15 protein-coding genes and 1 pseudogene are annotated in these 20,657 nt (G+C 57.1%); 5 read left to right on the forward strand and 11 right to left on the reverse strand.

The genetic code is table 11. The annotated features are described in order from the left end of the window. Positions 1–15 precede the first annotated feature (15 nt). The 6 genes from ACNSOI_RS09665 to gloB all read right to left on the reverse strand — a co-directional run bounded on the left by ACNSOI_RS09665 (position 16) and on the right by gloB (position 8,321). Positions 16–1,614, reverse strand: a complete 1,599-nt coding sequence (locus ACNSOI_RS09665; protein WP_420195679.1) for an ABC transporter ATP-binding protein — start codon at positions 1,612–1,614, stop codon at positions 16–18. 1 nt (position 1,615) lies between these two features. After that, complete coding sequence (locus ACNSOI_RS09670; RefSeq protein ID WP_058089731.1) at positions 1,616–2,638, reverse strand: ABC transporter permease; 1,023 nt, start codon at positions 2,636–2,638, stop codon at positions 1,616–1,618. 2 nt (positions 2,639–2,640) lie between these two features. Then, positions 2,641–3,726, reverse strand: a complete 1,086-nt coding sequence (locus ACNSOI_RS09675; protein ID WP_420195680.1) for a microcin C ABC transporter permease YejB — start codon at positions 3,724–3,726, stop codon at positions 2,641–2,643. A gap of 46 nt (positions 3,727–3,772) precedes the next feature. Next, a complete protein-coding gene (locus tag ACNSOI_RS09680) occupies positions 3,773–5,608 on the reverse strand; it encodes an extracellular solute-binding protein (RefSeq protein ID WP_420195681.1) in 1,836 nt (611 codons plus the stop codon). Between the two features lie 12 nt (positions 5,609–5,620). Continuing rightward, a complete protein-coding gene (locus ACNSOI_RS09685; RefSeq protein WP_420195682.1) occupies positions 5,621–7,363 on the reverse strand; it encodes a LysM peptidoglycan-binding domain-containing protein in 1,743 nt (580 codons plus the stop codon). A gap of 163 nt (positions 7,364–7,526) precedes the next feature. After that, complete coding sequence (gloB, locus tag ACNSOI_RS09690; protein WP_420195683.1) at positions 7,527–8,321, reverse strand: hydroxyacylglutathione hydrolase; 795 nt, start codon at positions 8,319–8,321, stop codon at positions 7,527–7,529. A 112-nt stretch (positions 8,322–8,433) separates the two neighbouring features. Between gloB and ACNSOI_RS09695 the strand changes: the two genes are divergently transcribed. From ACNSOI_RS09695 to ACNSOI_RS09710, 4 genes and pseudogenes are all read left to right on the forward strand, one after another. Further along, complete coding sequence (locus ACNSOI_RS09695; RefSeq protein ID WP_342632430.1) at positions 8,434–9,237, forward strand: class I SAM-dependent methyltransferase; 804 nt, start codon at positions 8,434–8,436, stop codon at positions 9,235–9,237. Positions 9,238–9,253: 16 nt separating this feature from the next. Beyond that, positions 9,254–9,697 (forward strand): ribonuclease HI, encoded by a 444-nt coding sequence (gene rnhA / locus ACNSOI_RS09700; RefSeq protein ID WP_420195684.1) that lies wholly within the window; start codon positions 9,254–9,256, stop codon positions 9,695–9,697. Positions 9,698–9,722: 25 nt separating this feature from the next. Then, positions 9,723–10,454, forward strand: a pseudogene (gene dnaQ / locus ACNSOI_RS09705) (DNA polymerase III subunit epsilon); the annotation flags it as partial. Between the two features lie 209 nt (positions 10,455–10,663). Continuing rightward, positions 10,664–12,370 carry a hypothetical protein gene (locus ACNSOI_RS09710; RefSeq protein ID WP_061332828.1) on the forward strand — a complete coding sequence of 569 codons (1,707 nt, stop codon included), beginning with the start codon at positions 10,664–10,666 and terminating at the stop codon, positions 12,368–12,370. 79 nt (positions 12,371–12,449) lie between these two features. On the opposite strand, the gene ACNSOI_RS09715 is transcribed toward ACNSOI_RS09710, so the two are convergent. Continuing rightward, positions 12,450–12,764, reverse strand: a complete 315-nt coding sequence (locus ACNSOI_RS09715) for an SCP2 sterol-binding domain-containing protein (RefSeq protein WP_061332831.1) — start codon at positions 12,762–12,764, stop codon at positions 12,450–12,452. A gap of 229 nt (positions 12,765–12,993) precedes the next feature. Between ACNSOI_RS09715 and sohB the strand changes: the two genes are divergently transcribed. After that, positions 12,994–14,055: a protease SohB gene (gene sohB, locus ACNSOI_RS09720; protein WP_106695716.1), complete on the forward strand. Its 1,062-nt coding sequence runs from the start codon at positions 12,994–12,996 to the stop codon at positions 14,053–14,055. A 50-nt stretch (positions 14,056–14,105) separates the two neighbouring features. Here sohB and ACNSOI_RS09725 read toward each other — a convergent pair whose 3' ends face one another. From ACNSOI_RS09725 to metH, 4 genes are all read right to left on the reverse strand, one after another. After that, positions 14,106–14,612: a DUF934 domain-containing protein gene (locus ACNSOI_RS09725; protein WP_061332835.1), complete on the reverse strand. Its 507-nt coding sequence runs from the start codon at positions 14,610–14,612 to the stop codon at positions 14,106–14,108. Next, on the reverse strand, positions 14,605–16,257 hold the full coding sequence (locus ACNSOI_RS09730) for a nitrite/sulfite reductase (protein WP_138435562.1): 1,653 nt from the start codon (positions 16,255–16,257) through the stop codon (positions 14,605–14,607). Before ACNSOI_RS09730 ends, ACNSOI_RS09725 begins: the two co-directional genes overlap by 8 nt. Before the next feature lie 364 nt (positions 16,258–16,621). After that, positions 16,622–16,861, reverse strand: a complete 240-nt coding sequence (locus tag ACNSOI_RS09735; RefSeq protein WP_082780601.1) for a DUF2970 domain-containing protein — start codon at positions 16,859–16,861, stop codon at positions 16,622–16,624. A 14-nt stretch (positions 16,862–16,875) separates the two neighbouring features. Beyond that, positions 16,876–20,574 (reverse strand): methionine synthase, encoded by a 3,699-nt coding sequence (gene metH / locus ACNSOI_RS09740; protein ID WP_420195685.1) that lies wholly within the window; start codon positions 20,572–20,574, stop codon positions 16,876–16,878. Positions 20,575–20,657 lie beyond the last annotated feature (83 nt).

Here is a 20,657-nt window from a genome sequence, read left to right on the forward strand (position 1 = left end):
CGGCGGGCGTAACGGTCAATTGGTCGTAGGCTGATAAAAGAAAGCCGCGGTCAGCAGTTCCCGGGTGTAGTCCTGTTTCGGTGCCCGGAAAATAGCCTCTGCGGCCCCGTACTCCACTATCTGGCCGTTCTTCAGCACCAGCAATTTGTGGCTGAGTGCCCGAACGACAGCCAGATCATGACTGATAAAGATGTAGCTTAGCTTATATCTGGCCTGAATTTCCCGTAAAAGCTCAATCACTTGCTTCTGGACGGTCCGGTCCAGGGCGGAGGTAGGCTCATCGAGAATGATCAGTTCCGGCTGCAACACCAGTGCCCGGGCAATGGCAATGCGTTGTCGCTGCCCGCCGGAAAATTCGTGGGGGTAACGGTGCCTGGCGTCTGGGTCCAGCCCCACATCCTTCAGTGCCTGAATCACTCTGGCGTCGTGTTGCTCGGCATCGTTGGTGTCGTGTATCTCTAGCCCTTCACGGACAATTTCAGCCACCGACATCCGGGGGCTCAGACTACCGAAAGGATCCTGAAAGACAATCTGGACCCGCTTGCGCCAGGGTCGGAACTGCTTCTGGGACAGAGGCCCAAGTTCGGTTCCCGCCAACCGGATACTCCCGGTGCTGGCGGTTAACTTCAGTAGCGCATGTCCGATGGTGGTTTTGCCACTGCCGCTTTCACCGACAATACCCAGTGTCTCGCCTGGTTGCAGGGCAAAACTCACGTTCTGAACCGCGTGGAAACTCTCCTTGACCTTGCCCAGCAGGTTCTTGCGAATAGGGAACTGAACATTCAGCCCCGTGACTTCCATCAGTGTTCTACCACCATCAGTCGGTGGGAGAGGGTTTTCTGGTGGTTCCGCATCAATGAGCTTCCGGGTATAGGGGTGCGCAGGCGCGGTGAACAGTTGCTCGGTGGCGGCTTCCTCAACGCATTGACCCTGTTCCATAACCACCACTCTATCCGCATAGCGGCGGACAATGCTCAGGTCGTGAGTGATCATCAGAATGGCCATGCCGAGTTTCTGTTTCAGCGATTCCAGCAACTCCAGTACTTGTTTCTGTACGGTCACATCCAGAGCCGTGGTGGGTTCGTCGGCGATTAGCAGATCCGGTTCGTTGGCCAGGGCCATGGCGATCATGATCCTCTGTTTCTGGCCACCGGACAGCTGGTGTGGGTAGCTGTTCAGGCGCCGCTCTGGCTCGGGAATGCCCACCAGGTCGAGCAGTTCAATACAACGCTTTCGGGCCTGGGGGCCACGCATGCCCTTGTGTAGCTCCAGAGTTTCGGTGATCTGCTTTTCAACCGTGTGTAAGGGGTTGAGCGAGGTCATGGGCTCCTGGAAGATCATGCTGATCTCCCGGCCGCGGATTTGCCTCAACCTGCTATCGTTTGCGCCCAGCAAGTCTTCGCCACGATACAGAATCTTGCCAGAAGGATAACGGGCGTGCCGGGCATCCAGTAACCTGAGAACAGACAGGGCCGACACCGATTTGCCAGAGCCGCTTTCGCCCACCAGCGCCAGGGTTTCGCCGAGACCAACCCGCAGCGACAGGCTGTCTACGACCAACGGGCCGTTATCAAAGTGGATGGACAGATCCGAGATGGTCAGGAGGTCGCTCATATCAGTTCTTTCTCGGGTCAAAGGCATCGCGCACTGCTTCGCCTACAAATACCAGCAGCGTCAGCATCACCGACAGGGACACAAAGGCAGAAATGCCCAGCCAGGGGGCATGGAGGTTGGCCTTACCCTGGGCGATCAGCTCCCCCAGGGACGGTGAACCGGACGGCAGGCCAAAGCCCAGGAAATCCAGCGAGGTAAGCCCGGTAATCGCGCCAGTCAGGATAAACGGCAGAAAGGTGAGGGTGGCCACCATGGCGTTCGGCAGAATGTGCCGGAACATAATATGCCGGTTACCCAACCCGAGCGCCCGGGCCGCTTTTACGTATTCGAAGTTTCTCGCCCGCAGGAATTCGGCACGAACCACATCCACCAGCCCCATCCAGCTGAACAGCAACATAATGCCCAGCAACCACCAGAAGTTGGGCTGGACAATGGCGGAGAGGATAATCAGCAAGTACAGCATTGGCAGGCCGGACCAGATCTCAATAAAGCGCTGGCCGAACAGGTCCACCTTGCCGCCGTAAAAGCCCTGAATGGCACCGACGATCACGCCGACAATGCAGCTGGCGATGGTCAAGGTCAGACCAAAAACCACGGAAATCCGGAAGCCGTAGATGACCCGGGCAGCCACGTCCCGGCCCTGGTCGTCTGTACCCAGCCAGTGTTCGGCGCTGGGTGGTGCGGGCGAGGGTACGCTCAGTTCATAGTTGATGGTGTTGTAGCTGAATTTGATCGGCGGCCAGAGGATCCAGCCGTTGGCCTCTATTTCGTCCCGGATGAAGCGATCCCGGTAGTCGGTTTCTGTGGGCAGAAAGCCGCCAAAGGTTTCCTCGGGCACCATCTGGACTACCGGGAAATAGACATCGCCCTGATAGGAGACCACCAGTGGCTTGTCGTTGGCGATTAGCTCTGCCACCAGGGAAAGACCGAACAGGGCCAGGAAAAGCCACAGTGACCAGAAACCACGGCGATTATTCCTGAAATTCCGCAGCCGGCGCTGTTGGATGGGCGTCAGTCGGGGCATGGTTATGCGCCCTCCCGGCTTTCAAAATCGATGCGCGGGTCTACCAGCACATAGGTGATGTCGCTGATCAGCTTCAGAATCAAACCCATCAGGGTGAAGATGTATAGAGTGCCGAAAATCACCGGGTAATCCCGGTTCAGGGCCGCCTCAAAGCCGAGCAGGCCAAGGCCGTCCAGGGAGAAAATCACTTCAATCAGCAAGGACCCGGTAAAGAACAGGGACACCAGAACACCCGGCATGCTGGCGATCACAATCAGCATGGCGTTGCGGAACACATGGCCATACAGCACTTGTTTTTCTCCCAGACCCTTGGCCCGGGCCGTCACCACGTATTGTTTGCCGATCTCATCCAGGAATGAGTTCTTGGTCAGCAGGGTGAGGGTGGCAAAGCCGCCAATCACATTGGCGGTCACCGGCAAGGCAAGGTGCCAGAAGTAATCAGCGATCTTCTGGTACCAGTTGAGCTCATCGAAATTCGGCGAGGTGAGGCCCCGGAGGGGGAACCAGTCGAAATAGCTGCCGCCGGCAAACAGCACGATCAACAGAATGGCAAACAGGAAGCCGGGAATGGCATAGCCAACCACGATGGCAGAGCTTGTCCAGACATCGAATCGGGAGCCGTCAGACACGGCTTTGCGAATGCCCAGGGGGATGGAAATCAGGTAAATGATCAGGGTGGACCAGAGCCCCAGGGAAATGGAAACCGGCATCTTGTCGATGATCAGCTCAACGACGGTACGGTCCCGGAAAAAGGATTCGCCGAAATTGAACGTGGCGTAATCCTTGAGCATCTTCAGGAAGCGTTCATGGGCGGGCTTGTCGAAACCGTACATCACCTCGATTTCTTTCAGCAATTCCGGTGGCAGGCCTCGGGAACCCCGGCTGTCGCCGGAGCTGGTGACGACTTCACCACCGGTATCTCCACCGCCCGCCCGTGCCAGGGCACTGCTGCCGTGGCCTTCCATCTGGGCAATAAGCTGGTCAACCGGGCCGCCCGGTGCAGCCTGAACAATGATGAAATTGAGTAGCATAATCCCCACCAGCGTGGGGATGATCAGTGCTAGCCGCCGGAGAATGTAGATGCCCATTTAGGGGAGGAATCCTTTCGTTACAGCGTTGGTGACAGTCGGCGGATCAACGGTTGATCCACCAGTTGTTCAGGTCGATACCATTTTTCGGTGTGACCTCAGGTCGCTGTAAATGGTTCCAGTAGGCTACCCGGTCTTTGGTCAGGTGCCAGTGCGGAATTACATAGTGGCTGTGCAGAAGCACCCGGTCGAGCGCTCGAACACGGTGCACCAGCTGTTCCCGGTCCGGCGCCTGGATGACCATGTCGACCAGTTGGTCTACCACGGGATCATTAACGCCCATGAAATTCCGGGAGCCGGATACCTCTGCGGTACTGGAGTGCCAGTATTCCCGTTGCTCGTTACCCGGGGAGTCTGATTGCGGCAGCACCTGGGTGATCATGTCGAAGTCAAAGCTGCGCACCCGTTGAATGTACTGGTTGCTGTCAACAAGGCGCACGGTGACGTCTATGCCCAGGCGTTCCAGGTTGCGGGTAAAGGGCAGCACCACCCGCTCAAAACTCTTCTGGAACAGCAGCACTTCAAAGCTCAGTTGCTTGCCGGTTTCCTCATGCACCATTTTGCCGCCACGGATGCTGTAGCCGGCCTCGTTCAGCAGTTCCATGGCCGCCCGCAGATTGTCTCGCATGGACCGGCTGTCGCTGGTGTCCGGTGGGGTGTACTCGCGGGTAAAGACCTCCGGGTTCAGCTGATCCCGGAAGCGTTCCAGGATGTCCAGTTCAGGGCCTTCAGGTAGGCCGGATGAGGCCAGTTCACTGTTTTCAAAATAGCTGTTGGTCCGGGTGTACTGGTCAAAGAACAGGTTACGGTTAGCCCACTGGAAGTCAAAGCCGTAAGCCAGGGCCTGGCGGACCTTCGGGTCACGGAATACCGGCTTTCGGGTGTTGAAGACAAAACCCTGCATACCGCTTGGGCGTTGATGAGGGATGGCCTCGCGAACGATTCGGCCATCTTCGAAACGCCGGCCGGTGTAGGCGGTTGCCCAGTTCTTTGCGGAGGTTTCCTGGCGGAAGTCGAAGTTGCCTGCTTTGAAGGCTTCCAGCGCTACCGTGTCATCGTTGTAGTATTCGTACTGGATGCGCTGGAAATTGAAACGTCCTACACGTACGGGCAGGTCCTTTGCCCAGTAGTCTTCAATTAGCTCATAGGTAACAGAGCGCCCAGCATCAAACGAACCAATGCGGTAGGGCCCACTGCCCACCGGAATGTCCAGACCGTTTCGACCAAACTCCCGCTCTTCCCAGTAATGGGCCGGGAGAATAGGCATTTGCCCCAGGATCAGAGGCAGCTCACGGTTATCGGTTTCGCCGAAATCGAATCGGATACGATGACTGTTCTCGATCGTGACCTTGCGCACATCCGCGTAGTAGTTGCGGTAGAAGGGGTGCCCTTCAGTGGTCAGGATACGGTGCGAGAACTCGACGTCTTTGGCGGTGATCGGGGTGCCGTCCTGAAATCTCGCTTCTTCCCGCAAATTGAATATGACGTACCGGCGGTCTTCGGGAAACTCCACGCTCTCGGCAATCAACCCATACTCGGAGAATGGCTCGTCAGAAGACGATTCCATCAGTGTGTCATAGACGTAAGTGCTGACGCCGGCAGCTGCTACGCCGCGAATCACAAACGGGTTGAAGCTGTCGAACCCGTTGGATACCACGGACAGCTTCAGGGTGCCGCCTTTGGGCGCCTCGGGATTAACGTAATCGAAGTGGCTGAAGCCTTCCGGGTATTTCAACTCACCATGCATGGCGATCCCATGAACGGGCGCTGGCCCGTTTTCATGGTGATCGTCAGCAGCGGAAAAAAGCGGAGTGGCCATCAAGGCCAGGGACGTGATCAGTCCAGACAGGGTCAGGTGAGGTGCTTTCCGTGTTTTTGTCATGGTTCTCGCACGTTATGGGCTGTTTCTTATGTCCACGTAGAGTACCAGACTTTGGCCGGGTTGCAGATAACGGTTGGTATTAAGATCGTTCCATGATGCGATATCCCGCACATTCACCGAGAAGCGGCTTGCAATGGCAGACAGCGAGTCACCCTGGCGCACACGATATCCCACCTTGCGAACCATGGCGCTGTCCCGCTGGCTACTGGCAACATTCTTGGTGGGTTGTGCGGTTTTAGACCAGATCACCAGTTGTTTGCCCGGGATCAGTGGGTCGCCCGGCGCCATACCGTTCCAGGCCGCCACTTCCCGTACCGAAACCCGGTGTTCCCGGGCAATGTCCCAGAAGGTATCGCCACGGCGGACCGTGTAGTTAACCTTGTTGCCATCCCGTTGCCGCTCCTGGGTGCGTTGCAGGCGCTGGCTCTGGCTCAGCGCATAGGTCTCTGAACCCTTGGTGGCCGAGGGAATCAGCAGCTGCTGGCCGATGCGGATGAGATCGCTGTTCAGCTTGTTAACCTGCTGGATGACGGAAGGTGTTGTCGAAAACTTTCGGGCGATGGTGTTCAGGCTATCGCCTTTCTGCACCCGGTAATTCTGCCAGGACACCCGCTGCTCGGTCGGGAAATCGGCAAGCGCTGTACGGAAGCCCTCGGCTTTCTCGACCGGAACCAGCAGCCGGTGAGGGCCATCCGGATTGGTGGCCCAGCGGTTATAGGCGGGGTTGAGCAAATAGATTTCATTGATTTCGACGCCAGCAAGTTCTGCGGCCTGAGCGATATCCAGTTGCGAGCCAGTATCAACCACCTCGAAAAACGGTTCGTTCTTCAGGGCAGGCAACTCGATGCCATAGGCTTCTGGGTCGTCAAAGATCTTGGCCAGCGCAATCAGCTTGGGTACGTAGTGCCGGGTCTCGGTGGGTAGGCTCAGCGACCAGTAGTCTGTGGACTTGCCGGCGTTGCGGTTACGGCGAATGGAGCTGGATACTGTGCCGCCACCCGCGTTGTAGGCAGCCAGGGCCAGGGTGTAGTCGCCATCAAAGCGGTTGGCCAGGCGGTCAAGGTACGTAAGGGCTGCATCGGTTGCCGCAATGACATCCCGGCGGTCATCGTGCCACCAGCTTTGTGTCAACCCGAAATACTTGCCGGTTGACGGGATGAACTGCCATAAGCCTGCCGCACGCCCGTGGGAATAGGCGAAGGGGTCAAAGGCACTTTCAACAACGGGCAGCAGTGCGAGTTCGTTGGGTAGACCCCGTTTTTCGGTTTCTTCCAGGATGTGGTAGAGGTATCGGGAGCCACGTTCAACCACCCGGTCAATGTAGCGGGGGTGGCGGGCATACCAGTCCAGCTGTGCCTGAACCCGGGCGTTGTCAACGGAATGGTCCATCTGGAATCCGGCTCGAAGCCGGTCCCATAAATCGGATTCCGAAGTCGCAACGTCCTGGCTGTTACGGGGGTTATCCAGTTTCTCCCGTGCTTCCCTGGCTTGCTTGCGCAGTTCGGGGGCGATGGCGTCGTCCAGCGGTGCATCGCTGGCCTGGTCACCGTTTCCGGACGCAACCGATTTCTTTAGACCCTCGTCGCCCTGCGCAACCACGACTTCGTCAGAATCCAGGGGGTTGCTGTCTGCGGTGTTGTTGTCTTCACCAAACCAGGCTGACGGTGTGTGCCAGTTTTCAAGAACCTGACTGGTGCTGCAGCCTGAGAGGAGGGTGCTGGCAATCAGCACATAAGACAATCGTTTCACCGACATAAGCACAGCTTCCGGATATTGGCCGGGTATGGACAGAAACCCGGCACATTAATGAGTTACGGTAACAAACAGGCTTGGATTCTATGGGAGCCCTTTTCCGGGGGTCAATACAGCTGATGTTACGGCTGTGAGAAGAAATGTTAAGAACTCAACCATTAACGGCTTAGAAATGGTCCTTGCCGTGTCGAATGGCCGCGAACACCGAATCCGCTGAATCGCATGGCAGACCCTGCCTTGCAGCATATTGACGGGCGCTTTCAATCACTTCCGGCTGGTCCCAGCGCATAAATGGGTTGAGGGTTTTTTCTGCGCCAATACTGGAGGGTACGGTTGGCTCGCCACGGTCTCTCATGGCCTGACAGTCCTGCTCAAACTGCTCGAGGGCCTTGTCGTCTGGCAACCAGCTGCGGGCAAACCGGAGATTGGCCAGGGTGTATTCGTGGGCACAGTAAACCCCGGTCTGATCTGGCAGGGCGCGCAACGACTCCAGGGACTGTCGCATCTGCTCGGGTTTGCCCTCGAACAGCCTCCCGCAGCCGCAAACGAACAACGTGTCGCCGCAGAACAGCACAGGGCGATCATCAATCTCAGTTTCCGAGTAGTAGGCAACATGGTCGAGAGTGTGGCCCGGTACCGCCATGACGTCGAAGGTCAGGCCTTGCCAGACCACTTCGTCACCGGGATGGATCGGGTTGGTGGTGCCCTTGAAGGGGGAATCCTCCGGGCCCGTTATGCGTACATTCGGAAAGGTCTTTGCCAGGCCGGCGATGCCGCCCGTGTGGTCGGGGTGGTGGTGGGTGACCAGTATGGTATCCAGAACCAGCTGCTGACTTTCCAGGTAGTCTTCCACCGGCTGGGCCTGCCCCGGGTCTACCACCAGCGCTTTGCCGGATGACCGGTCGCAGAGGCACCAGATATAGTTATCGGAAAACGCAGGAATGGCCTGGATATCGAACATGCATGACCCCATGTGCTCTTTGGATGTGGCTGTTATGATAGTCCAACGCCGTTTCTATCCCAAGGGTCGTTCGTGAGCCGGGAACAAAAGGCGGTGCAGGGGAATCCGGTTAATGCAGAGATTCAGATTGGGCGCCTCAGGGGCGGTGGACTACTCACAAAGGCATGAGAGTTTCGAACGCTGGTTCCAGACTCCGCTTGGCAGATCGTTGCTGGCCAGCCAGCGCCGGGTACTTGATCATGCATTCGAAGACCTGGCCGGGGCCCGGCAACTGCAGGTGGGGCTAAGCCACAGGCTGCCGCTTGCCAGCGGCGCCGATTTCGTCCAGAAAATCATAACCACGCCTGGCTGGCACCCGCAAATGCCGGATGGAGTAGCGGTTTGTGATGCTGACGAACTGCCGTTTCCAGGGGACTCCATGGACCTGGTGATACTGCACCACACAGCGGATTTCTCCCCGGATCCCCACGAGGTATTGCGGGAATCGGCCCGGGTGCTGAGGGGCGAGGGGCGTATTGCGCTGATTGGATTCAATCCACTGAGCCTTTGGGGTGTCAGGCGTCTGCTTTCAAGGCACCATCAAGGGCCCTGGGGAGGACGCTTCCTGATGCGATCACGGATGGAGGATTGGCTCCGGCTACTCGGCTTTGAGCTTGAGACTTCCTGCACCCATTTCTGCACCCTGCCGGTTCAGAGAAAGGAAGGCTACTCCACCAGGAATCACCGTACCCTGAATGAGAACGGTCATTTCCTGCCGGTCGGCGCATATTACTGTATCCTTGCCCGCAAGCGCGTTTACGCCCCCATCCGCAGGCGGGCGCCCTGGCGCAAGAGCAAAGTGATCTCAATGCCCGGCACCGTGGGCGCCTCGCGGGGGTGTTCAAACCAGAGTGCTGGCGCGACAGAGAATCAATGAATGATTGGGAGAGTAAATGGCTGGCAAGGTGGTGATGTACACCGATGGTGCCTGTAAAGGCAATCCTGGTCCCGGTGGGTGGGGTGTGGTTCTGCGATACGGAGATGCCTGCAAGACCCTGCATGGTGGTGAGCGCCAGACCACGAACAACCGCATGGAGCTCATGGCCGCTATTCGCGGCCTGAGGGCACTGAACCGTGCCTGTGAGGTTGAGCTGTATACAGACTCCCAGTATGTCCGTAAGGGCATCACGGAATGGATGGCGGGCTGGAAGCGAAACGGCTGGAAGAATTCGGCGAAGAAGCCAGTCAAGAATGCCGACTTATGGCAAGAGCTGGACACCGAAACTGCACGACATAAGGTGAGCTGGCACTGGGTCAAGGGCCATTCCGGTAACCCCGACAACGAGCTTGCGGATGAACTGGCCAACCGTGGCGTTGATGAACTGACCAGCGCCTGACGCGGCCTGTGGCGCGGGCGACGACGGAAACAGAGAGCACAGAGACATGAGACAGATCGTACTGGATACCGAAACCACGGGTATCGACCCGAACGACGGACACCGCATTATCGAGATTGGCTGCGTTGAAGTCATTGAGCGTGAGCTGACGGGCCGCAATTACCACGTCTACATCAATCCAGAGCGGGAAGTCGAGGCCGAAGCTATCACCGTTCACGGCATCACCAACGAGTTTCTGACCGACAAGCCCAGGTTTGCTGAAATCGCCGACGAATTTTTCGAGTTTATCAAGGGTGCGGAGCTGGTTATCCATAACGCGGCTTTTGACGTCGGCTTCATGGACGCCGAGTTTGCTCGTCTCAAGCCGGTCCGGAAAACCGCTGACCACTGCGGCATCGTCGACTCGCTGGCCATCGCCCGGGCCAAGCATCCGGGCCAGAAGAACAACCTGGATGCCCTGTGCAAACGTTACGGAGTAGACAACAGCAACCGGGAACTGCACGGCGCGTTGCTGGATGCGGAGATTCTGGCGGACGTTTATCTGTTGATGACCGGCGGGCAAACCGCGTTATCCCTGGATGCCGGGGCTGGCGATGATGGATCTGCCGGCGGCATCCGCCGCCTGACTGGCAGCCGACCGGCTTTGACGGTGATCCGTGCTGATGACGCCGAGGCCTCGGCCCATGAAGAATTTCTGGCGATGATGGAGAAGCAGGCCGGCCACACAGTCTGGAGCAAATTACAGCAATCGGAATGAGAACCACGTCAGGGTGTACCATTTGTTACATTCCGCCTTTCTTGAGGTACTTGAGTTTTATGTTATAAGTAATGATAAGTTCGCCAGTTTTCTGCGAGCTGAATGTTGGCCGGCAGGGTGCATGGCCCATAACAAACGCCGGCCCCATGTCCCCGGCATTAGTTCACGAACAGGATGCGGTAGTCTCCGCAAAGTAACAGGAAGCGTTTATGGTTCAATCGTCTCTGGCGACGAAATCGCAGTCGTTTGATTTGGTCAAAAGCGAAATCGAACAGACCATCAAACAGGCAGAATCCAGCCTTGAGCGCTTTCAGGAAAATCGTGAGAGTGGGGAAGACCTGCAGAACTGTGTTGATTATCTCAATCAGTTGCGGGGCATCTTCATTCTGGTGGAGTTGCGTGGTGGAACCCTGCTGTGTCAGGAAGCAGTGAACCTGGCCAACGACGTGCCCGTTGGCGCCAACGACGACAAGAACATTCTGCTGACGACCCTCAACAGCGCCCTGTTTATCCTGCGTCGCTACGTTGAATATTACCACCAGCAACGGGAAGATCATCCGGAATTGCTGCTGCCGGTTATCAATGATCTGCGCGAGGCGCGGCGCGAGAAACCCTATCCCGAATCCTGTTTCTTTGATGTGGATGTGAAAGAGCGTCCGGATTTTTGTTCCGGGCTCTCGCTTCAGCCGCTTGAAGGCGGCGATGCCGAATACGAAATTCTCGCCCGGCGTATGCGCCTGACCCTCCAGGTCGCTCTGCTTGGCATTCTTCGTGAGCGTAATGAGGTGGTCAGCAAAAAGCTGGTGGCCAGGGCTTCCCGTGGCTTTGCCAGGCTTTGCCAGGGAGCGCCAATGGGGCAGATGTGGTGCTTGCTGTCTGTGGTTGCAGACACCATGCTGGACCGGGCCATGGGCTTCAATAAAGCCCGCAAACGTCTGCTTATGCGAATAGAGAAGTACGCCCGCGAAGTGGTGTACGTTGGCAAAGTGGCCACCACCAAAGATGCCCCTGACTCGGTCATCAAAGACCTTGTCTACCTTTTGTACCGCAGCGGGTCCGCTAATCCCGAGGTGGCGAGCGTTCTTTCCGCCTACCGGCTGGCGCCCTCTGAGTTTCCTGATGCTATCCTTGAAGCCCACTCGCGCCGGCTGTACGGCCCGGGTTCGGATGTACTGAAATCCTTGTCGGAAGCGCTGCAGGAAGAGCTCAATCAACTGAAGGATAAGCTGGACATCATCGAACGGGGTATCGAGCCAGACCTGGCCGAGCTGGCGTCCATCGCTGACGCCCTCGAGCGCCTGGCGAACACCCTGGTGATGCTCGATCTCAATCGCCTGGCCGGTATTGCCCGTGAGGAAGCGACGAAACTCCGTCAGTGGGAGGAGGAGAAGCGCCTGCCGGCAGAGGACGAACTCTATCGCCTGGCCGATTCGGTGCTGGGGGTGGAGGATGCCGTCATGCAGATCGTCATTCGAGGTATTACCTCGGAGACCGATGCGTTGGCAGGCAGTGAACGCAAGCGGGACGAGTCCGTCTACCTGCAGGAAGCCATCTGGGTGGTTGCAGACGAGGCGCGTAGCGCCCTGACCCTGGCCAAGCGTGCTATTACCGCGTTTATCGAATCCGACTACGACAAGTTGCACCTGGCCAACCTGCCGGGCACCCTGCGCAGTATCTGGGGTGGTTTGCAGATGGTGAACGACCCCCAGGCTGCCAGTGTCATTGCGCGGGTAGCGGCATCCATTCAGGAGCAGCTACTGGATGCGAGGGAAGCGCCGGCACCTCAGGTGCTTGAAGCGCTGGCGGACGCGCTTACGTCGCTGGAGTACTACATTGAAAGCATTGGCCGCCGCGAAGAGAGCAACAGCGACCTGCTGAAACTGGCGGAATCGTCGTTGGGCGACGTCGGGCTGTAATAACGGCTTCGGTGTCGTTGAAGCGACCAAAAAAAACCTGCGACTTGCGCAGGTTTTTTTATGGCCTGTTAAGCGGGGCTTAGCCCATTTTGAACAGTTCACCCAGCTTGGTTGCCAGCATCATGTCGCCTTCGGCGCGCAGCTGACCAGCCATGAATGCCTGCATGCCGTCGGTTTCGCCGGAAACGATACCCTGCAGGGTGTCGGAGTTCATGATCAGGGTAACGGAAGGATCGTCGTTCGCGCCTTCGTGCAGCTTGCAAGTGCCGTCGTTGATCACCAGGTGGTAGGTTTTGTCATCTTCGATGTCGAACTGGAACACCAGATCCAGGCCTTGTGCCGCGTCTGCGTTGAAATTCTGTTCGAGTTTTTCAAATACCTGAGCTACAGACATTGTTTTACCCTTTTGAGTGGTTGTCTTGTCATGGTGACGGCTTGGAATCCCTGGCCTCAGAAGCCTGTTTGATAGCCCGGGTAGCGCCGACCTCGCCATCCGACTTTATGGTTAGAACACGGTTGTGTCAAGCTTGATCGAACGCTTGTTTTAATTTTCTTTTGGACTTATCACGCCCCCTGTGAGGGGGTACACTCATGGCTTTGCAACGACGTCTGGAGACTGCATTTTGGAATTTCTGACCGAATACGGACTTTTCCTCGCTAAAGTGGTGACCTTCGTGGTGGCCGCCATCATTCTGGCCTCGGTGATTTTCTCCGCCACCCAGCGGGACCGGAGTGATCATGAAGGAGAGGGCGAGCTCAAAATTCGCAAACTGAACGACCAGTACCGGAAACTGAAAGAGTCCATCCAGTCCCGGTTGATGTCAGACGCCGAACACAAGGCCTGGCAGAAACAAAAGAAAAAAGAAGAGAAAGCCGAGAAAAAATCGGCCAAACAGGATAAAACCGCTGAGGAAGAAAAGGCCTCCAAACCACGCATCTATGTCATCGACTTCGATGGCGACATCAAAGCCAGCGATACCGACACGCTCAGGCGGTCGGTCTCTGCGGTGCTCAGTGTCGCCAACCCGGAGACAGACGAGGTGGTGGTTCGCCTGGAAAGCGGTGGCGGCCTCGTGCACGCCTATGGTCTGGCAGCCGCACAGCTTGACCGGATTCGCAGTAAAGGGGTTCCCCTGACGGCCTGCGTAGACAAGGTGGCGGCCAGCGGTGGTTACATGATGGCTTGCGTTGCCGACAAGATCATTGCGTCGCCCTTTGCAGTTCTGGGTTCGATTGGTGTGGTTGCCCAGCTGCCGAACTTCCATCGTTTCCTGCAGAAGAACGATGTGGATTTTGAAGTGCTGACCGCCGGTGAGCACAAGCGCACACTAACCGTGTTTGGAGAGAACACCGAAAAGGGCCGGCAGAAATTTCTCGCGGACCTTGAAGATACCCACGGCCTGTTCAAGGAATACGTCAGCGAGCGGCGCCCTGCGCTGGATATCCAGGCGGTGGCCAATGGCGACATCTGGTTTGGCAAGCGTGCCCTTGAGGTCAAACTCATTGACGATATCAAGACGTCGGACGAATACCTGATAGAGGCCTGCGACCGGGGTGAGGTGGTCTCGGTGTCATTCCAGCGTAAGAGAACCCTGCCGGAACGGCTTGGCCTGGCCACCAGTGCGGCGCTTGAGCATACCGTTTGGCGGGTGCTCAGTGCTTTCCGTAATCAGAAAATTCAGTAAGTCAGGGCTGGGCGCGGAGAGTTTAACGCTCTGCGCCCACCCGTGATCGCTCAGGAAGCCCTGCGACGGAACAGGGGCTGGTCGGTATCGGTGGCGGCCTGGTAGGCCTGGCTGAAGAAGTTCAGGCAGCGAGCTGCCTTGCTGATGTCCTTGTCGGCCCGCAGCACGTAGGAATCGAAGCCGCACCGTTTCATGAACTGCAACTGGTCCAGCAGTACATCTCCGATAGCTCTCAGCTCTCCCTGGTAGCCAAACCTTTCCCGCAGCAGGCGGGCGATACTGTAACCCCGGCCATCCACAAAGCGTGGAAAGTTCACCGCAATCAACGGTAATTCCTTAACCTTTTCCCCGAGCATTTCGGGCTCGTCATGGCTGTCGAACCAGACTCCGATATCATCCCGGCCTACGTAGTGCTCGTAGCCTGCAAGCCACAGATCCGCGGGAATCAGCGCAGGCTGGCCTGCGGCTACATTGAGGGATTCACCCTCGGCAGGGCGCTCTACGACCACCCAGCTGTCGTTACGGATGCTGCCGTCAGCAGCGATTACATCAGGCATAGACCCGCTCCTTGAATGGTTCAATACCAACACGGCGATAGGTATCCAGGAAGGTTTCTTCCTCGCTCCGTTTGTCGACATATACATCAATGATCTTGGCAATCACTTCGGGCATCTGGTCCCTTGCAAACGAGGGCCCCAGAATCTTGCCAATGGCGGCGTCATGATGGGAGTCGCCACCGAGACTGATCTGGTAGAACTCTTCGCCTTTCTTGTCAACGCCCAGCACGCCAATGTTACCAACGTGGTGGTGGCCACAGGCATTCATGCAGCCGGAGATGTTGAGGTCGATGGGGCCGAGGTCGTACAGGTAATCCAGATCATCAAAGCGACGCTGGATAGCCTCAGCAACGGGAATCGATTTGGCGTTGGCCAGGGCGCAGAAATCGCCGCCCGGGCAGCAGATGACGTCGGTCAGGGTGTTCAGGTTGGCAGTGGCAAAGCCCAAGGGAACGAGGCGCTGCCAGAGCTCGAACAGCTGGTCCTGGCGAACATCGGCCAGAACCACATTCTGCTCGTGTGTCGCGCGGGCCTCACCAAAGCTGAACTGGTCCGCCAGGTCAGCAATCTGCTCAAGCTGATAATCGGTCACGTCACCCGGCGGGGTCCCGGTTTTTTTCAGGGTCAGGGTGACACTGGCATAGCCGGGCTTCTTGTGCTCGCTGACGTTGTGAGTCAGCCACTTGTCGAATTCGCGGTTCTCAAATCGTTGCTCACTCAGCAGGGCAGTGGCGTTCTCCAGTGTCTCGTAGTCAGGCTCGGTGAAATAGCCCTGGAATTTGCGGATCGCTTCCGGGGTCAGCCGAGTCGGGGAGTCTTTGATGTGTGCCCATTCAGCTTCGACTTTCTCGGCGAAACCTTCCGGGGTCAGTGCCTTCACCAGAATCTTGATGCGTGCCTTGAACTTGTTGTCGCGCCGGCCGTAACGGTTATAGACCCGCAGGACCGCCTCCAGGTAAGTCAGAAGGTCGAGTTCCGGCAGGAATTCCCGAATGACTGGCCCCACCATGGGCGTGCGGCCCAGGCCGCCACCGACGTGTACGCGGAAGCCCAGCTCACCCTGATCATTCCGGACCAGTTGCAGGCCGATATCGTGTACCTGAATGGCTGCCCGGTCCGTCTTTTCGGAGGCATTAACCGCCACCTTGAATTTGCGAGGAAGGAAAGCGAATTCCGGGTGGAAGGTAGACCACTGCCGGATAATCTCGCAGTAAGGGCGAGGGTCGGCGATTTCATCGGCCTGAACACCGGAGAACTGGTCTGTGGTGGTGTTACGGATGCAGTTACCGCTGGTCTGGTTGGCATGCATTTCCACTTCGGCCAGTTCGGCCAGGATATCCGGAACGTCTTCCAGGTTTGGCCAGTTCAGCTGGATGTTGGTACGGGTTGTAAAATGCGCATAACCCTTGTCGTAATCACGGGTGATGCGGGCCAGGCGGCGGATCTGGTCTGAACGGAGCATGCCATAGGGCACACAGATACGCAGCATGGGTGCAAGACGCTGAACGTAGAGACCGTTCTGCAGACGAAGTGGAAGAAACTCTTCTTCCGCCAGCTCGCCCGCCAGGGCCCGCTCGGTTTGGTCCCGAAACTGTGCGACACGTTCCGCGGCAATTTGCCGGTCGTGCTCATCATAAACGTACATAGGGTAACGTCCTGCCTGGTAACTTCTGAAATGCGGTTGTTGAATGGCGCCAAAATGACATTGGGCCTTATTCCTGAAGCGGAGGATATCACTGGGTTTTTATTCTTAAAATGATTATTTCAAAATATCATTATCGATTCAGGTGATAAGCAGGAAAATCAGCAGCGGCGGGCAGGACTGGACGAATATCAATTTCCTGCTTTAATAAAAGCCGGGTACTGAAACAATAACAAGACTGGATAACCGAGGAGTAAGCTATGAAAAAGACAGCGGATTCAGATAGCCAGGCCGATGCCGTTGCAGCAGTGTTACTGGTGTTGCTGGCTGTTGCCTTTGCGGTAGTGTGGGTTGCCGGCCAGTAGCGCTACTGGCCTGCCAGCACCACCTTTACCACCAGTATCAGCCCGCCCACAAACGCAGCGCCAAACAGCAGCCCGGCAATGATGTAGGGCACCGGGCTGTGGCTGGCAAAATCCTCTTGTCGGCGCTTTTCAGACTGCACCCCCAAAGCGCCGGCGAGGATACTTTGCATGATTTTCAGAACGCCCGGCGAACCGGGCTTTTTCTTGCTGCTATTATTGTTGTTGTCAGCCATATCGTTCATTGAGTCACCCTGATTTATTCGGCCGGATCGTAGGCCAGGCTGGGCATCAGCCAGCGCTCAGCTTCTGCTTTGGACAGCCCTTTTCGTTCAGCATAGTCTTCAACCTGGTCCACGCCAATTTTGCCGACGGCAAAGTATTTGGATTCCGGGTGGGCAAAGTACCAGCCAGAGACCGCTGCCGTTGGGTACATGGCAAAGTGTTCGGTCAGCTGGAGGCTGGTGTTGGCTGTTGCATCCAGCAGTTTGAACAGGGTGGCTTTCTCTGTATGGTCAGGGCAGGCAGGATAGCCGGGGGCCGGGCGGATGCCCTGGTACCGTTCCTTGATCAGGTCATCGTTGGCCAGCTGTTCATCGGTTGCATAGCCCCAGAATTCTTTGCGAACCCGTTCGTGCATACGCTCGGCAAAGGCTTCTGCAAGCCGGTCTGCCAGAGCCTGGACCATAATGGCGCTGTAATCGTCGTGGGCATCCTTGAACTCTTTGGTCAGTTCGTCCACCCCAATACCGGTGGTTACGGCAAAGCCGCCGACATAGTCACCCACGTGGGAGTCTTCAGGGGCCACAAAATCAGACAGGGCCATCATGGGTTTGCCGGGCGCTTTTTCGTCTTGCTGGCGAAGTTGGTGCAGGGTGGTCAGCTCCTCGGTGCGGGACTCGTCTGTGTAAACGACAATGTCGTCTCCGCGACGGTTGGCCGGCCAGAAGCCAATCACGCCTCTGGCGGTGATGCGTTTATCTTCGATCATCTTCTTGAGCAGTTTCTGGGCGTCGTCGAACAGGGTGCGTGCAGCTTCGCCCCGCTTCGGATCGTCGAAGATTGCCGGGTATTTGCCGGCAATGTCCCAGGAAATGAAAAACGGCGTCCAATCGATGTAGTCCACCAGTTCGTTCAGGTCGTAATCGTTGAACGCCCGCACCCCGGTGAAGGCTGGTTTCGGTGGCTGGTAAGTCTCGAAATCGAGTTCCGGTGCCCGTGCCCGTGCTTCTGACATTGACACCAGCTTTGTACGGTCGCCACGGTTCTTGCGGCGCTCACGGATCTCGTCGTACTCGGTACGGGCGGCTTCCACGAGCGTGGGCTTTGCGGTCTTGCTCAGAAGCTGAGAGGCCACGTTTACGCACCGGGACGCATCGGATACGTACAGGGCAATGTCGTTCTTGTACTGGGGCTCGATCTTCACCGCAGTGTGGGCTTTGGAGGTGGTGGCACCGCCAATCATCAGCGGGATATTGAAATCCAGCCTCTGCATTTCCCGGGCAACATGGACCATTTCATCCAGCGAGGGTGTGATCAGGCCGCTCAGACCAATAATGTCGACATTCTCTTTTTTCGCAACGTCCAGAATCTTCTCGCAGGGCACCATCACGCCTAGGTCGATGACTTCGTAGTTATTGCACTGCAGGACCACGCCCACGATGTTCTTGCCAATGTCGTGTACGTCGCCCTTCACGGTGGCCATCAGAATCTTGCCCTTGGCCTGCTGGTCTTCTGTTTTCTCAGCCTCGATGAACGGGATCAAGTGGGCGACGGCCTGCTTCATTACCCGGGCGCTCTTGACCACCTGGGGCAGGAACATCTTGCCATCACCGAACAGGTCGCCGACCACATTCATACCCGCCATCAGCGGGCCTTCGATCACTTCGATGGGGTGGCTGGCGTTCTGCCGGCAGGCTTCTGTGTCGTCAATAATGTAACTGGTGATGCCTTTCACCAGGGCATGCTCAAGACGCTTCTCGACGGGCCACTCACGCCAGGCAAGGTCTTCTTCTTTGGTCTGGCCGCCTTTGCCTTTGAACTTTTCGGCCGCCTCAAGCAAGCGATCTGTTGAGTCATCGCGGCGGTTCAGGACGACGTCTTCCACCAATTCCTTCAGGTCTGGCTCGATCTCGTCATAGATCACCAACTGGCCCGGGTTCACTATGCCCATGTTCATGCCGGCCTTGACCGCGTGATACAGGAAAACGGAGTGAATGGCCTCACGCACCGCATCGTTACCGCGGAAAGAAAACGAGACGTTACTCACGCCACCGGAGATGGACGCGTGGGGCAGGTTTTCCCTGATCCAGCGGGTGGCATTGATGAAGTCCACCGCATAGTTGTTGTGCTCTTCGATGCCGGTGGCGATGGCGAAGATGTTCGGATCAAAAATAATGTCGGCCGGGTTAAAGCCGATACTGGTCAGCACGTCGTAAGAGCGTTTGCAGATCTCGGTTTTACGCTCGAAGGTGTCGGCCTGGCCGTCTTCGTCAAAGGCCATGACGACAACGGCCGCACCGTAGCGCATGCAGTCTTTTGCCCGCTTGATGAACTCTTCCTCGCCTTCCTTGAGGCTGATGGAGTTCACCACCGCCTTGCCCTGAATGCATCGAAGACCGGCCTCGATCACTTCCCACTTGGAAGAATCGATCATGATCGGCACGCGGGAAATGTCAGGTTCGGATGCCACCAGTTTCAGGAAGGTCTCCATAACCTCCCTTGAATCCAACATGCCCTCGTCCATGTTGATATCGATGATCTGGGCGCCGTTTTCCACCTGGTCCCGGGCCACGCTCAGCGCTTCCTCGTACTGTTCTTCCTTGATCAGCCTCAAAAATCGCTTGGAGCCGGTCACATTAGTGCGTTCGCCCACGTTAATGAACAGCGTGTTTTCGTCACCGGTAAAGGGTTCGAGGCCTGACAGGCGCAGTGCCTTGGGGCGATCGGGAATCTTCCGGGGTGGATACTTGGATACCGCCTTGGCAATGGCTTCAATGTGATCCGGGCGTGAGCCGCAACAACCCCCGATGATGTTCAGGAACCCGTCCTTGGCGAAGCCCTCAATGATATCGGCCATTTCTTCGGGGGTCTGGTCGTATTCGCCAAATTCGTTGGGCAGCCCGGCGTTGGGGTGGGCTGACACATAGGTTTCTGCCTTGTTGGCCAGCTCTTCCACATAAGGGCGCAACGCGTCCGCACCCAGGGCGCAGTTAAGACCCACTGAGATGGGTTTTGCATGGGCGATTGAGTTGTAGAAGGCCTCGGTGGTCTGGCCCGACAGTGTTCGACCGGATGCGTCGGTAATGGTGCCGGAGATCATGATCGGCAGTTCAAAACCGTTGTCCTCAAAGAACTGCTGGGTCGCGTAAATGGCGGCCTTGGCGTTCAGCGTGTCGAAAATGGTTTCAATCAGGATCAGATCGGAGCCGCCTTCCACCAGCCCGGAGACCGCTTCATAGTAATTATCCACCAGGGTCTGGAAATCCACATTCCGGTAGCCCGGGTTATTGACGTCTGGTGAGATGGAGGCGGTGCGCGAGGTAGGGCCCACGGCGCCGGCAACAAACCGTGGTTTGTCCGGATTGCGGGCGGTGAACTCATCAGCGATTTCCCGAGCGATCCTGGCCGCTTCCACGTTCAATTCACGGGCCAGATCTTCCATGCCGTAGTCCGCCTGGGAAAGGCGGGTGGAATTGAAAGTGTTGGTTTCGATGATGTCTGCGCCGGCATCCAGGTAGTCTGCGTGGATATTGCGGAGCAGGGCCGGCTGGGTCAGGTTGAGGAGATCGTTGTTGCCCTGAACGTCCCGGTCGAAATCCTTGAATCGGTCGCCCCGGAATGCGGCTTCGTCCAGCTTCTGGTTCTGGATCATGGTGCCCATGCCACCATCGAGGATGATGATGCGTTCCTTGAGGGCCTTATGAAGCTGGTCCAGGCGGGTAGTACGATCGGTCATAGGGAATTCTTCCGGGGTCATTAATAACGTCGTGTTTGTTCGGACGGCGCGGGATCATAGCAAAATTGTACGTATACGTCTTA

The sequence above is a fragment of the Marinobacter sp. GH_1 genome (assembly GCF_048595985.1).
GTDB classification, from domain to species: domain Bacteria; phylum Pseudomonadota; class Gammaproteobacteria; order Pseudomonadales; family Oleiphilaceae; genus Marinobacter; species Marinobacter shengliensis.